General features: G+C 40.2%; 11 protein-coding genes. 5 read left to right on the top strand and 6 right to left on the bottom strand.

Translation table 11 applies throughout. The features are described from left to right. Positions 1-2: 2 nt before the first annotated feature. Together NQ505_RS23030 and NQ505_RS23025 are read left to right on the top strand one after the other, a co-directional pair. Positions 3-1169 carry a metallophosphoesterase gene (locus NQ505_RS23030; RefSeq protein WP_008999968.1) on the top strand — a complete coding sequence of 389 codons (1167 nt, stop codon included), beginning with the start codon at positions 3-5 and terminating at the stop codon, positions 1167-1169. Between the two features lie 20 nt (positions 1170-1189). Further along, positions 1190-2338, top strand: a complete 1149-nt coding sequence (locus NQ505_RS23025; RefSeq protein WP_008999969.1) for a metallophosphoesterase — start codon at positions 1190-1192, stop codon at positions 2336-2338. A gap of 108 nt (positions 2339-2446) precedes the next feature. On the opposite strand, the gene NQ505_RS23020 is transcribed toward NQ505_RS23025, so the two are convergent. From NQ505_RS23020 to trxA, 3 genes are all read right to left on the bottom strand, one after another. Continuing rightward, complete coding sequence (locus tag NQ505_RS23020; protein ID WP_008999970.1) at positions 2447-3697, bottom strand: glycosyltransferase; 1251 nt, start codon at positions 3695-3697, stop codon at positions 2447-2449. Between the two features lie 19 nt (positions 3698-3716). Continuing rightward, the gene (locus NQ505_RS23015; RefSeq protein ID WP_008999971.1) at positions 3717-4934 is read right to left on the bottom strand and encodes a radical SAM/SPASM domain-containing protein; all 1218 of its coding nucleotides are present in this window, start codon (positions 4932-4934) and stop codon (positions 3717-3719) included. Between the two features lie 216 nt (positions 4935-5150). Beyond that, positions 5151-5648, bottom strand: coding sequence for a thioredoxin (gene trxA / locus NQ505_RS23010; RefSeq protein WP_004300547.1), 498 nt, complete (start codon positions 5646-5648; stop codon positions 5151-5153). 513 nt (positions 5649-6161) lie between these two features. Between trxA and NQ505_RS23005 the strand changes: the two genes are divergently transcribed. Genes NQ505_RS23005 through NQ505_RS22995 form a run of 3 tightly spaced genes read left to right on the top strand, consistent with a single transcriptional unit; the run spans position 6162 to position 9418 of the window. Then, entirely contained in the window at positions 6162-7559 is a 1398-nt protein-coding gene (locus tag NQ505_RS23005) for an RtcB family protein (RefSeq protein ID WP_008999972.1), read from the top strand. Between the two features lie 42 nt (positions 7560-7601). Continuing rightward, positions 7602-8309: an RNA ligase family protein gene (locus NQ505_RS23000; protein WP_008999973.1), complete on the top strand. Its 708-nt coding sequence runs from the start codon at positions 7602-7604 to the stop codon at positions 8307-8309. 2 nt (positions 8310-8311) lie between these two features. Further along, a complete protein-coding gene (locus NQ505_RS22995; RefSeq protein WP_008999974.1) occupies positions 8312-9418 on the top strand; it encodes an AAA family ATPase in 1107 nt (368 codons plus the stop codon). Between the two features lie 411 nt (positions 9419-9829). Here NQ505_RS22995 and NQ505_RS22990 read toward each other — a convergent pair whose 3' ends face one another. From NQ505_RS22990 to NQ505_RS22980, 3 genes are all read right to left on the bottom strand, one after another. Next, the gene (locus NQ505_RS22990) at positions 9830-11479 is read right to left on the bottom strand and encodes a glycoside hydrolase family 32 protein (protein WP_008999975.1); all 1650 of its coding nucleotides are present in this window, start codon (positions 11477-11479) and stop codon (positions 9830-9832) included. A gap of 200 nt (positions 11480-11679) precedes the next feature. Continuing rightward, the gene (locus NQ505_RS22985) at positions 11680-12876 is read right to left on the bottom strand and encodes a glycoside hydrolase family 76 protein (RefSeq protein ID WP_032853696.1); all 1197 of its coding nucleotides are present in this window, start codon (positions 12874-12876) and stop codon (positions 11680-11682) included. Between the two features lie 95 nt (positions 12877-12971). Next, on the bottom strand, positions 12972-13778 hold the full coding sequence (locus NQ505_RS22980) for a DUF3823 domain-containing protein (protein WP_008999977.1): 807 nt from the start codon (positions 13776-13778) through the stop codon (positions 12972-12974). Positions 13779-13790: the final 12 nt, after the last annotated feature.

The following is a 13790-nucleotide window of genomic DNA, read 5'->3' as shown; positions in this document are numbered from 1 at the left end:
TTATGAAAAAGATATATAGCATCTATTTCCTTTTGGGTTTGTTCATCACGGCCTTTTATTCGTGCGGGGAAGATCTGACTCCCGTGGGACCGGATATAGCTGAAATCACTCATTTCCGTAATGATGGTCCTTACCTTTTCTATGAAAACGGTAGACTTAAAATTCTGGAAGTGACTAAAGATAATGCATTGAACATTCGTGAAGAATCCGGATTGCCGGCCGGATTGAAACTGGATGTGTATTCGGATGATAATCAACTCCTTTTTCAGGTACCCATTAATAAGATTGAGAATTTTGAACGTCCGGCATGGGAAGACCGTACCGAGTATGCTAAAACATTTGCCGTATCCGACCTTCACGGGCGTTTCGACTTGTTTGCCGCTATTCTGAAAACAGGGGAAGTGATTAATGATAAATATGAATGGATATATGGCAGTAACCATTTGGTGATTGATGGTGATATTTTCGATCGTGGAGCAGACGTACTTCCTATTTTATGGCTCATATACAAATTGGAATTTGAGGCGAAAGCTGTTGGCGGCAGAGTGACAACCATCTTGGGGGATCACGAAGAAATGATAATGCGTGATAATCTGAAATATACGTATGCCAAGTACAACACTCTTTCGCAAAGAGCGATGAACATGACTTATGGAAAGATGTGGGGACTGACGAATGTGATGGGTAACTGGCTGCGTTCTAAAAACACCATTCAGATTGTAGGTGAAAACCTTTATGTTCATGCAGGATTGAGTAAGGCGTTTATGGAACGCGAAGAGACGATTCCCGAAATCAATGAACTGGTGAGCAAGAGCATTTACCTTTCAAAAGAGGAACGGAAAAAACAATATCCGGATATTGCCGATTTCCTTTATAGTGATAGTTATAACGGTCCGTTGTGGTATCGTGGAATGGTTAAGACTGGCAGTGAGTACAGTCCGATAAAGGAAGCGGATGTAGATAAACTTCTGGCTCAATATGATGTCAAACGTATTATTATCGGTCATACGGAAAATAGTCGTGTGAAGTATACCTATAATAAAAAGGTATATGATATTTGTGTTAATCATCCCAAGGCTTTTGAAAAAGAGACTCGTGCCGTGGTTATTGAAGGAGATGATATTAAAGCCATCAATGACGAAGGAGAATTAGTAACGATTAAAAAATAAATTTCAAGAAAGAAAAGAATATGAGCACTCGTTTTTTGAGATTATTTCTTTCTACTCTTGTTCTCGTTTTAATAAGTTCCGGCATTCAGGCCGGAACTTATCATTCAGGAGATAAGAAGAAAGAGAAAAAAGAGAAATTGTCTGGTGACGGACCCTATATACTCTATCAGGCAGACGGTAGTACACGGGTTATTAATGTCAATAAGAAAGGACGGATTACAGACAAGACTTATGCGACATTACCTAAAGATTTCAGTTTCCGTGTGACGGATCATGAGGGACGGTATCCATTTGATGTAAAACTCCATCCATTGAAAAGACCGGAGTGGCAATATACCCGTCCGGAAAAAGTTTTTGTGATGTCCGATCCTCATGGGCGGCTGGATTGTGTGATTAGCCTGTTGCAAGGAAACGGAGTGATTAATGATAACTATCAGTGGAATTTCGGTAGTAATCATTTGGTGATTATCGGAGATATTTTCGACCGTGGCAAGGATGTACTGCAGATCTTCTGGCTGTTCTATAAATTAGAAGACGAAGCGGTTAAAGCGGGAGGTCATGTCTCTTTCCTTTTGGGAAACCATGAGGCTTTGGTGTTGTCTAACGATCTTCGCTATACAAAAGATAAATATAAACTGCTGGCAGAAAAACTGGGAGTGGAATATCCTTCATTATTCGGCACAAATACCGAATTGGGCCGTTGGCTTGCAACACGTAATACAATGCAAATCATTGGAACCGATTTATATGTACATGCCGGATTAGGAAAATTATTCTATGATAAGGACTTGAATATCCCCACTGTGAACGAGGAAATGAGCCGGGCACTTTTCATGAGCAAAAAAGAGCGTAAGGCACTTTCTCCATTGACTGATTTTCTGTATGGCAATGACGGTCCGATCTGGTATCGCGGCCTGGTGAGAGAAGATCCCAAGTATAAACCGTTGGTACAGGACTCTTTACAAATGATGTTGGATCGTTATATGGTAAAACATATCCTTGTGGGGCACACTATCTTCAAGGATATTTCAACCTTTTATAATGGTAAAGTGATCGCTGTCAATGTTGACAATAAGGAGAATCGGAAGAAAAAGCGTGGACGGGCTATATTGATAGACAATGGAGTTTATTACGTCGTTGGTGACGACGGTGTTCAGAGGAAACTATAATAATTTCAAAGCTAAAGCCACAAGAACGATAGAGGTATAATGAAAGTAATTTACTTGCAAACCTTTATTGTTCTTGTGGCTTTTGGTATTCTATATAAATGTATTCATTTATATGTTTTTGTTTTTCATCACCACAGATTCTATAAAATCACAGAAATTATCCACAGACTTTTCATTGCGGATTTGTTTGGCTAATTCCATTGCTTTTGTTTTATACATGGGATTAGTTACTAAATCATTCACTTTTTCTTTTAATTCCCGGTCGGAAATTTTATTGATTTTGATGCATTTCGGTCCTATTCCCAACTGTAGAACACGATAAGCCCAATAGGGCTGGTCGATGATTAGCGGCATGACAACTTGTGGTTTACCTGCACGGGCTACACTGTGTGTTGTTCCGCTTCCTCCATGATGCATGACAGCATCACAGTGAGGAAATATCAGACTGTGCGGAATGGTGTGTGTCAATAGGAAGATATCCTTATCGTTTGCTAAGGACTTTCCTGTACCCGACCAGCCGGAGCCGATAATCAACCGGAAATTCAGTTGTCGGCAGATATGGATTAACCGATTACAAAAAGCATCGCTTTCTTTTGCGCTGCAACTCCCTAATGTAAAGAAGATAACAGGTCTTTGTTCTTGCTGAATGAAATCCAGAAGTTGCTGATAGGCATCCGTATCATAGTGTAGTGCGTCATTGAAACAGTATCCTCCAATATCCCATTTATACTTCCAATCGGGATCTGTATTACCGAGATAACGGCTGTACAGCATATAATTAAAGGCTCTTTCTGTGGAATAATAACCGCAGTTCTTTAAAGGCTTCAGTCCTAACTGTTCCCGGTTCTTATTAATGGTTTTCTGCGTCATATAGTTGTTGCCGATATTGAGCAGCTTCCAGATAAACCGGGGAGTGAAAATTGGATGAGGCTTTGGATAAGGGAAGATAGGAGGGGGGATATGCCTGCCGGGTATAAAAGGGGCAAAGGCAGTTCGGATAAATGGTTTCTGACAATAATCAGCAACACTGGCTGCTGCAAATTCGGAGTTGGTGGCTATCAGTATGTCATGCTCTTTCAGTAGAGGAATCAGTTGCTTGAACTGTACGTCAATCACATCGCGCATCCACTTTAGATAAGGTTTGGCTCCTTCCGATTTCTCTCCTGCTTTCGATACCATTCCTTGTATATCATCAAAATCCTGTAAGACATAATCCAGCTGATATGCTTTTGCTTCTTTTTCAAATATTTGTGGAAGATTCAATGTGACTTGATGCCCTCGTTTTATCAGCGCGGAGGCAATGGTCAGATAAGGATAGATATCTCCTTGTGATCCTCTGGTAACCAAAAGTATTTTCATGGCGGAACGCTTATAGTGATTAATTCCGGATAATGCCGAGCAGACGTAATTTTTCCCGGTCGAGGTGGTAATGCTCTTCCATTTTAGACATATTGTCCTCGCCGAAATCAATGGGTTTGTCGAGCTTGTTCACTTCACGATAACCTTTATATACTTTCTTAATCATTTTGCGAGGATTGAAAGTTAAGGAAGAAGTGATAAAGCAACCATGTGTACACCAGCAGTTTGCTTTATATCCATGTCCGATCGCTTCTATTTCTTGCTTCATAGCTTCACTTTGCATGATTTGCTGTACGTCGCAATCGTAATCTTTCACGTTGCCAAGCGGTTCACGCAATTCACAGGAACGGAATCGACCGTCATAATCAATAACCAATGTCGTTTCTCCTGCCGTACAGTCCATACCCCAGGGAGTTGGCTGGTCGATATTACTTGCCCGGATATCATATAAAGCTCGGATAATACCTATATAGAAGAACTTTGTGATAGGTTTGCGCAAACCGGAAGTGCTACTCACCATTCGTTTGGCATAAGCTCTATATATAGGGGCTGCTTCATCCTGAATCTGTCGGAGGGTGGATTCGTCCAATGCTTTGACTCCGTCTTCGCGGGTGACGCCACGGGCTGCTTCAATCGTATGAGTAGATAAATGGAAACGTCCATACATCCACGTCATGAAATCATTAATCTGGTCTATATTATATTTAGTGATAACCGTGGCTACATTGAGCAATACTTTTCCATCGTCTTTAAAATGTTCGCTTACTTTCCGTATGGTATCTGCCGCTTTATAAAAATTGCCCGGTACCCCTCGTTGTGTATCATGTGTATCTCCGAATCCATCCAGTGAGATGCTGACATTGATATTACAATCCGGACAGTTGATGCGGAACCGTTTCACCCATTCGATGACACGATCCGGCTTCAGTCCGTTTGTCGGCATATTGACATCTTTGATTTGGTTATTGCGGTAAAACATTTCAAGAATTTCAGGAAGATCTTCCCGGAGCGTCGGCTCGCCTCCAGATACCCACAACTTGTTGATTTCTCCGGCCGTCTCTGATATTTTCCTGATTTCTTCGAAAGTCAAATCCTTTTCTTTCTTAGCCATATCATTGGCATAAAAGCACATGGCACATTTGGCATTACATTTTCCGGTAACAAATAAAAAGATGGACTCTAACCTTCTTTCCGAATTCATAGAACGAAAAGAACTTCTTGTACGCTTGGTCTTCATATTATTAGAATATTGCTTTAATTATTGGCTAATACATATCTATATGAGACAAAAGTACATAAATCTTCAATTCGAAGTCCAGCGGTGAAAAGTAAAATTCTTACCTTTTCGCTGTAAATGAATACCATAAGGCAACCTATTATAAAGAACTAGCCCTCTATCCATCTTCAAAAGACGAATAGAGGGTAGTCATCATGACGAGAAAAAAGTCGAAGTCTATTGCTTTGCTTCGTTATTTTGTTTCAGAAGAAATTCATCAATTGCTTTTTTAAGCTGGTCTTTGGGCATAGCTCCCTGCATGATTCTAGGTTCCTCTTTCATCGGAATCATCAATAAGGTAGGGATGCTGCGGATACCGAATGCCGCTGCTAGATCTTGTTCTTTGTCCACATCAATCTGGTAGATATCTACTTTACCGCTATATTCTTTGCTCAGTTCTTCCAGAATCGGGTGCATCACCTTACATGGACCGCACCAGGTAGCATAGAAATCTACGATAGCAGGACGGCTGCCCTCAAATTTCCAATCGTTCGGACTGGCTTCATAATTATATACTTTCTTTAAAAAATCGGCTTTATTTAATGCTACTACTTCCATTTTATTGTCCTCCTTTGTTGATTCATTACTCTTTTTATTTTCTCCGCTGTTGCCTGCACAAGCTGTGGTTGCCAATATAACGGCAAAAGCACTCAATAAACCTTTCATTAGTTTCATATACTATTCTTTCTTTTTGTTTTCTCTGTTGCAAAGATAGGGGATATAAAGGGAGTAAAAAATAGCAATTTGACAGAAACTCTTGGCAAAACTTCCCTCGGATAGTTACTGAACGCTAAAATTTGTCTATTATTCTTTGGAGGAAATAAAAATAAGCACTACTTTTGCCGCGATAAAATGAGTATTCACCCTTTAAAAACAGATGGAAAGGGTATTAATTATGTTGGAGCTATAATATTTTCAAATTAGGACTAAGTTGTCTCGTCGAGAGGATGAGGCTTTGCAACTTATTGTTTTTACACTGAACTTATGGTTCTTATATTGACCGCAATTCTACTAACAAGCGGTAATCGTTGATTAGTCCTGCAATCACTTTTTATATTTTAAATTAATCACTTTAATGCGGTGGTGAGGTATTTCATATCCATATCCAAAGCATTGGTATCACGTGTATTGCATTGTTGTCTGCCGGTGAGGCCGACAGGGAATGCTGTATGCGAACGAAAAAAGAGTATGGGAATACGATTAAAAGATTTAAGCAAACTGGGATACCGGGATAATGTTGCCCGTAGTCTGGTAGTGGACATTGTGAGCAAACATTGCAAATACGACACTAAAGAACAGATTGAAATGACATTGAGCGATATACTCGAGCATCCCGAATCTTACAAAAATAATGAAATTTGGAATAAGCTGGCCGAACGCCTTTCGCCTACTATCATAGCGAAAGAGTTTATAGCTTATGATTTATTGGATGAGCCGTTGATGTATAAAACCTATGGAGGTAAATTTATCGAAACGCTTGCCAAACAACAGATGAACCTGGCTATGCGCTTACCTGTAACGGTGGCCGGAGCATTGATGCCTGACGCTCATGCCGGATACGGGTTACCTATCGGTGGAGTGCTTGCTACGGATAATGTAGTGATTCCGTATGCCGTAGGCGTTGATATCGGTTGTCGGATGAGCCTGACGGTATTTGATGCCAGCGCTGACTTCCTGAAACGATATACCTATCAGATGAAAGAAGCCTTGAAAGATTTCACTCATTTCGGTATGGATGGCGGATTGGGTTTTGAGCAAGAACATGAGGTGTTGGATAGGGAAGAATTCCGTTTGACGCCTTTGTTGAGAGATTTGCATGGAAAGGCAGTACGTCAACTGGGGAGTTCCGGTGGTGGCAATCATTTTGTGGAGTTCGGCGAGATCGCTCTGCAAGAAAATAACGTGTTGAATCTTCCAGAAGGAAATTATCTGGCATTGTTGTCACATTCCGGTTCACGAGGATTGGGAGCTGCCATTGCCAAACATTACAGCCTGTTGGCACGTGAAGTGTGCAGGCTTCCCCGTGAAGCACAGCATTTTGCCTGGCTGGATTTAAACACTGAAGCGGGGCAGGAGTATTGGATGAGTATGGATCTGGCAGGTGATTATGCCCGTGCCTGTCATGAGCGAATTCATTTGAATTTGGCGAAAGCATTAGGGTTGAAGCCGCTCGCTAATGTCAACAACCATCATAACTTCGCTTGGAGAGAGGAAATAGCACCGGGGCGTATGGCAATCGTGCATCGCAAAGGAGCTACTCCGGCACAGAAAGGACAAGCGGGATTGATTCCCGGTAGCATGGCTACTGCAGGTTATCTGGTTTGTGGCAAAGGGATGGAAGCTGCTTTAAATTCGGCTTCTCATGGAGCCGGCAGGGCGATGTCCCGCCAGAAGGCAAAAGATAGTTTTACGCAATCGGCTTTGAAGAAACTACTGTCGCAGGCGGGAGTGACTTTGATTGGTGGGAGCGTGGAAGAAATGCCACTGGCATATAAAGATATTAACAGAGTGATGTATACACAGGAAACGCTGGTGGAAGTGCAGGGTAAATTTATGCCTCGCATCGTTCGAATGAATAAGGAGTGATGTGATGAAAGAAATTAGTATTTAATTAAAAAAAAGAAAGAAATGATATCAGAGAAATATGATCGCACTTATCACTATCCGTTCTCTCCCGGAACGACTAGTGACGACCGGATTAACCATACGTATTGGGAGGACATCCAACGGATTCGGACATTGGTGCATACCGAGAAGCTGGATGGAGAGAATAATTGTTTAAGTCAGTGGGGTGTTTTTGCCCGTTCGCATGCTGCTCCTACTACTTCACCTTGGACGAGGCAACTGCGTGAGCGTTGGGAATTGATAAAGAATGATTTGGGTGATATAGAAATCTTTGGAGAGAATCTATATGCCGTACATTCCATAGAATATCAGCGATTAGAAACGCATTTTTATGTTTTTGCAGTCCGCTGTATGGATCAGTGGCTGTCGTGGGAAGAAGTAAAGTTTTATGCAGCTTTATTCGACTTTCCTACTGTTCCGGAGTTGAAGATAGAGTCTGTTTCCGGTTTGACACCGGAACTATTAAAACAGGAAATCATCCGTATGTCACAAGAACCGGCTATCTTCGGCTCTTGTGAACCGTGGACGAAAGAGGTTTGTACCCGTGAGGGAGTAGTCAGCCGCAATGTCGGAGAATATCTGGTAAGCGAATTTGCACATAATGTATTTAAGTATGTGCGGAAAGGACATGTTAAAACAGACGAGCATTGGACACGTAACTGGAAGCGTGCCCCGCTTGTTTGGGAATTTAATAATGAAAAGGAGGAATAAAGATGAATTGGAAATTGATAGAAGATAAATCGTGGTGCTCACTCGAACAACTGTTCGAGTGGGTGCGCGAAATGAATACTGTTCAGCAGGATATTCGTTATCATGCCGAGGGAAGTGTAGCCGAACATACCCGTATGGTGTTGGAGGCATTGCAGCAGTCTTCCGCTTATCATTCTCTTTCTACTTTGGAGAAAGAAATCATTTGGACATCTGCCTTGTTGCATGATGTTGAAAAACGTTCAACTTCCGTGGATGAAGGAGAGGGGCGGGTATCTGCTAAAGGACATGCCAGAAAAGGAGAGTACACTGTCCGCACTATTTTATACCGGGATTGTCCTGCTCCATTCCATATCCGGGAACAGATTGCATCTTTAGTCCGGTATCATGGATTACCTGTTTGGCTGATGGAGAAGCCTGACTCTGTGAAGAAACTCTGTGAAGCTTCTTTACGGGTAGATACTTTATTACTAAAGATGTTGGCCGACGCTGATATCAGAGGACGCATTTGTGAAGATATGAATGAACTGCTGGAAGCACTGGAATTGTTTGAGATTTTCTGCCGTGAACAGGATTGTTGGAAGAAACCAAGAGGATTTGCCACTGATTATGCACGTTTTCATTACTTCCATACTGAAGACAGTTATATTGATTATGTCCCTCACGAACAGTTTAAATGTGAAGTGACGATGTTGTCGGGACTTCCGGGAATGGGGAAGGATTATTATATTCAATCTGCTGGCATAGATGTTCCGGTGGTGAGTTTGGACGTCATTCGTCGAAAACACAAATTGAGTCCTACGGATAAGTCTGCGAATGGATGGGTAGTGCAAACAGCGAAAGAGGAAGCCAGAACGTATCTCCGCAAAGGTCAGGACTTTGTTTGGAATGCTACTAACATAACTCGTCAGATGCGTGCTCAATTGATTGATTTGTTTGTTGATTATGGTGCAAAAGTAAAGATAGTCTATCTGGAACAACCATACCACATTTGGCGTCAACAAAATAAAAGCAGGGAATATGCACTTCCTGAATCTGTTTTAGATAAAATGTTGGATAAACTGGAGGTTCCTCAACTGGCGGAAGCGCATGAAGTCGTATATCAGGTATAAGCAAAGATTTCTATACTATAGCTTTTTCAAGTCAACCGCTAACTAACTGCAAACCATTTGCAGGACATTAAGGGAAAACTTCCTTTCTATTAATTATAAACTTCTAAAGGATAGGGAGGAAAGTTATTTCTCATTAGTTGGAATCTATAATTGCAAGTTCTGTTTTTATAAATGAAACTTGCAATTATAAAAACAAAGCTTCTAATTATATAAATGAAAGCTTTATTTATAGTTTACTGTTAGTGCATTGCAAGTTTGGTATTGGCTAAATACAAATTTACTAGTAAGCAAAAGAAAGTTTATTATTAATAGATGAGCCGGTGCATTTATATGGATAGCAAACTTTCTCTTGCAACAAGCAACTGTGGCAAGAGAAAGTTCATTTTAGAAGACTTATTGAATAACCTCATTTTAATTCCAAATGGATTTCACAGAAAAAATCTCCAGATTCTTTACGGCAATATTATTTCCCCAAAAGCGGATTCCATCCTGATTGTTGTTTGCTGCTTTTCTTCCCATTGAATAGGAATATATCCCTCCGTCTATGAATACTTCGATGGAAGTTTTGTCTATGTAAATATCGGCTGTAAGTTCCATACTGTTTCTATCTTCGGGAGAATAAAACACACTGTTGATTGTATTTGCATTCATATCGTAATCTAAGATTCGCTGACCAAAAAGGTCAATGCCGGCACTTGTAGCATGAGATAGTTTGAAAGTCGTTTTGATTCTCAAAGTTTCGGCATTGCGAAATTCTTTAAGATGGTCGTTTGCTTTATCAGATGTCAAAGATGCCCATTTTTTCAAAGGAGTAAATAATTGCTTGGTTTCTTTAATCGGATTACTGAATAGCCTAATTCCTTCTTTTGTTGTGTGAAGAGTTAATTCTGTGGGCAATAACATCATTCCATTAAAAGGCATACTTGGGTGTGAAATACGTCCCCAGGCAATTTGTATGCGACGCCCGTCACTGTTGGGTATATTAGTATATGTTTGTCCTGCATACAGACTTCCTTTGGTATAAAAATACTTTCCTGATTCCGGGATAAATGTTTTGCCGTCAAATGAACCTAACATATATGTACCTGTAGCTCCATACATTACCCATTTTTTATTATTGGGATTTCCATCTACTGCCAACTCAAAAAGTTCGGGACATTCCCAGAAACCTGTAACATGGCTTTCGTATTTCCAGTTTTTCAGGTCGGGCGAAGTGTATATGGAGTGTCCATCGCGTTCATTCAATACCATTACCCAATGATTTCCGGAGGTATACCAGAATATTTTAGGATCCCGCGTGTCGTGACTGTTCCAGATATGTTTGGAGTCTATCACAGGATTATTTGTATATTTTGTAAATGTGCGTCCTTTGTCGAGGCTATATGCAATACATTGTACTTGCTTGTCAGGTCCGGCGGCTGTATATGCAACAATCATAGCCGGAGTGTCTCCTTTATTGTAACCGGCAGTATTACCATAATCTATGACTGCCGAACCGGAGAACATTCCACCCAAATGATCGGGATGTAAGGCATCTGTCAATTCTTCCCAATGTACCAAATCTTTGCTTACAGCATGTCCCCAATGCATATTTTCCCATTCTCGCTCGAAAGGATTATGCTGATAAAAAAGATGATATTCTCCATCATAATATACAAGTCCGTTAGGATCATTGATCCAGCCTCTTTTGGTTGTAAAGTGAAATTGAGGACGGTTGTTCTCTTTATATAAGTTGTCCTCTCCTTTAATATTGTCATCCTGATAGATGTTGCTTAATCCTTTTTCATTTCCTTCATAGCTGATTGTCAATGTTTTCCCTTTCAGATTGGAAACATCTTTAAATACCCAATAATCAGCTTCATCGGGAGCAAGGCGTATAACAACCGATAGGGCAGGTTGGCCTTTTACCTCAAAAGTCATTTTATGTCGGTCCTCTTTATGAGAAACAGGGATATTTAAATATCTCTTATCGATTTTTATTTTGATTTCTCCTGCTGAAAGTGAATAGCCTATAAAAAGAAGAATATTGGCTAATATAGCTTTTTGAATAAGTAATTTCATGCTGTTTTTATATTATAACCTATTTGAATCTTTGGAATCACTGACAAATATATGTGTTTTTGGGTCTTTTTCAGTAAGTTCCTCTATCTTTATAAAGAAAATCATTTGTGCTTTTTAATGAGACAGACATTAAAGGCACAAATGATTATTATAATTTACCTATTGATTCCCTCATACAGGGATATATATATGAAACTTCTTTATTTCCGGTCTTTTACATTCGGAAAAGTTAGCATTAGTGCAGGAATACCGGAAGCTGTATAAGAAGACAGGGGTGATGTTGATAATGGAGCTCGCTCCAAGAACTTATTAGTCAGATTTCGTTCCTTGTCACGATTTTTCCAGCCAAGATTGATGCTGCGTTCTATGTATTCGGTGTATTGGGTTTGCCCGCAATCATTAATTAAAATAGGTATATATTGGGCTAAGATGGCATTATAAATACCTTTTTCGTCTGTTAATTCTTCTTGAGATGGATTACCTTCCGGCCTTAAAACTTTATTTGCTGTTGACTTCTTTGCTATAATATAATCCATAGCGGCTTTTGCATGATTTAGATAAGTCTGATCTTTCGTCACAAGATAAAGCATGGCTGCAGAGCCCATGCAAGTGGCTTGGTTATAAACAAGCATTGTCCAAGCGGCATCAGCATTTCCATCATGTTTAGAGTCTGCTACTGCACCTGTTACCGGATTGAATAAATTTTCCGAAGCCCATTTATAAACGGTTTTTGCTTTTTCCAGATACTCGGAGTTGTTTGTAGCCTTATATAACTCCATTGCAGCTATGATAGTTGGATAGTTGATGCATGCCATTTTCCCTGTACGACCAAATTTCCAGTCCCAGTACATGCCCCCGCTGTTCGGATCGAACGAACCTTTATCCAAAGGATGTCCTCCTTCTGATTGTGGCTTTCCATTCCATACTCTATAAAACCCATCTTCTGATATTTTCAGGTATTTATCATCTTTGGTCAACAAGTATGCACGTGCTAACGAACCGACCCACCACATCATATCGTCATATAAATCCCAGTGGGAGTAATCATACCAATCGAATGTAAACTCATTAGAACATCCCTCGAAATGCCTTTCCATCAGGTCCATATATTTTTTATCACCTGTGAGTTTATAGGCGTTTATCGTCATATCAAACATCATGGCTTGTGTCCAACCTACGGCAATCTCCGATATTCCACTTCCTGCATCTCTACGATAAACTTGGCGGGAATCTTGGAATAAGTACTCATTAAACGAATCGTATGCTGTAATTACATCACTGTATGTAAATCCTTTATCACCGGAATTGTTGTTTTCATTGGCATCTGAATCGGAACACCCGAATAACATGGCCCCTAATATCCAACTGAAAACGATGATTATTTTATTTTTATTCATAACTTGTTTTTTATACATGAAATTTATGAAAGAGGTTATCCACGTAAGGATAAGAGGATAACCTCTTTTCAAAATAGGATTGTTTTAATCTATAATTACGGAACTAAGACTTCCATCGGTTCACTGTAATTCCAGCGACGGACACTTTCTGTTTCGTAGTTTATACGGGCAGCTGCTCGTATAAATACTGTTCTGCCTGAAGGTATTGTACCGTTGGATTTGATGGTAACTTCCGTTCCAAAAAGAGGTTCAAAGTCTGCTCCAGTGTACTCTATCTTATTAGACCAACGATCGTCTCGTGCTCTATATCCAACAGTTGAAGAATAACTCACAAATAGTTGTATGTCAGTCATATTCAAAAAGCTGTCTTTATATTCTCCTAGAGGTTCAATCTTTTCTTTGAAAATCTCCTTGCTAACACCTCTCGTTACTTTGACTTTTGCTGTTATTTTGCCATTGCTGATTGTCGGCTCACCTATGAGGACTACTTTCAAGAAAGGTTCTACTTCAAAACGTACTTTTGTTATGCCTGATATTTCTTTCTCTATCGTTTCATCAGCTAAAGGCACTCCATAGTTATCTTCTCGCACTAGGGGTATGAATGGACCATCAATACGGATATTGTATGTGCCTTTGAATAATTTTGTATGCTGGAATGTGCCATCGGGCATACAATAAAAATCTGGGTTGTGCTGAACATTATCACCCCAACTGAGTTCAGTCAAGCGCACACGAATACCTTCACTGCCTTGGTCGGTCAGCACTTTTTCTCCTGTAGCTACATCTACTACTTCACCTTGCAATGTTTCCGCTGGTTCATCATAATTGTCAACGCTGAACATGTCACAGGAACCGAAAGTGAACAGTGCACATAATAAGGTACAAAATGTTATCTTTTTCATATTCTATGTTTC

The organism is Bacteroides sp. D2, assembly GCF_025147085.1.
GTDB lineage: Bacteria > Bacteroidota > Bacteroidia > Bacteroidales > Bacteroidaceae > Bacteroides.
Note: the sequence above shows the minus strand (reverse complement) of the source record. Positions and strands in the feature narration are given on the sequence as shown.

Bases quoted from the DNA above. Each gene is read 5' to 3' on its own strand.
- NQ505_RS23030 (WP_008999968.1), top strand. From the start codon at position 3: ATGAAAAAGATATATAGCATCTATTTCCTTTTGGGTTTGTTCATCACG.
- NQ505_RS23025 (WP_008999969.1), top strand. From the start codon at position 1,190: ATGAGCACTCGTTTTTTGAGATTATTTCTTTCTACTCTTGTTCTCGTT.
- NQ505_RS23020 (WP_008999970.1), bottom strand. From the start codon at position 3,697: ATGAAAATACTTTTGGTTACCAGAGGATCACAAGGAGATATCTATCCT.
- NQ505_RS23015 (WP_008999971.1), bottom strand. From the start codon at position 4,934: ATGAAGACCAAGCGTACAAGAAGTTCTTTTCGTTCTATGAATTCGGAA.
- trxA (WP_004300547.1), bottom strand. From the start codon at position 5,648: ATGAAACTAATGAAAGGTTTATTGAGTGCTTTTGCCGTTATATTGGCA.
- NQ505_RS23005 (WP_008999972.1), top strand. From the start codon at position 6,162: ATGGGAATACGATTAAAAGATTTAAGCAAACTGGGATACCGGGATAAT.
- NQ505_RS23000 (WP_008999973.1), top strand. From the start codon at position 7,602: ATGATATCAGAGAAATATGATCGCACTTATCACTATCCGTTCTCTCCC.
- NQ505_RS22995 (WP_008999974.1), top strand. From the start codon at position 8,312: ATGAATTGGAAATTGATAGAAGATAAATCGTGGTGCTCACTCGAACAA.
- NQ505_RS22990 (WP_008999975.1), bottom strand. From the start codon at position 11,479: ATGAAATTACTTATTCAAAAAGCTATATTAGCCAATATTCTTCTTTTT.
- NQ505_RS22985 (WP_032853696.1), bottom strand. From the start codon at position 12,876: ATGAATAAAAATAAAATAATCATCGTTTTCAGTTGGATATTAGGGGCC.
- NQ505_RS22980 (WP_008999977.1), bottom strand. From the start codon at position 13,778: ATGAAAAAGATAACATTTTGTACCTTATTATGTGCACTGTTCACTTTC.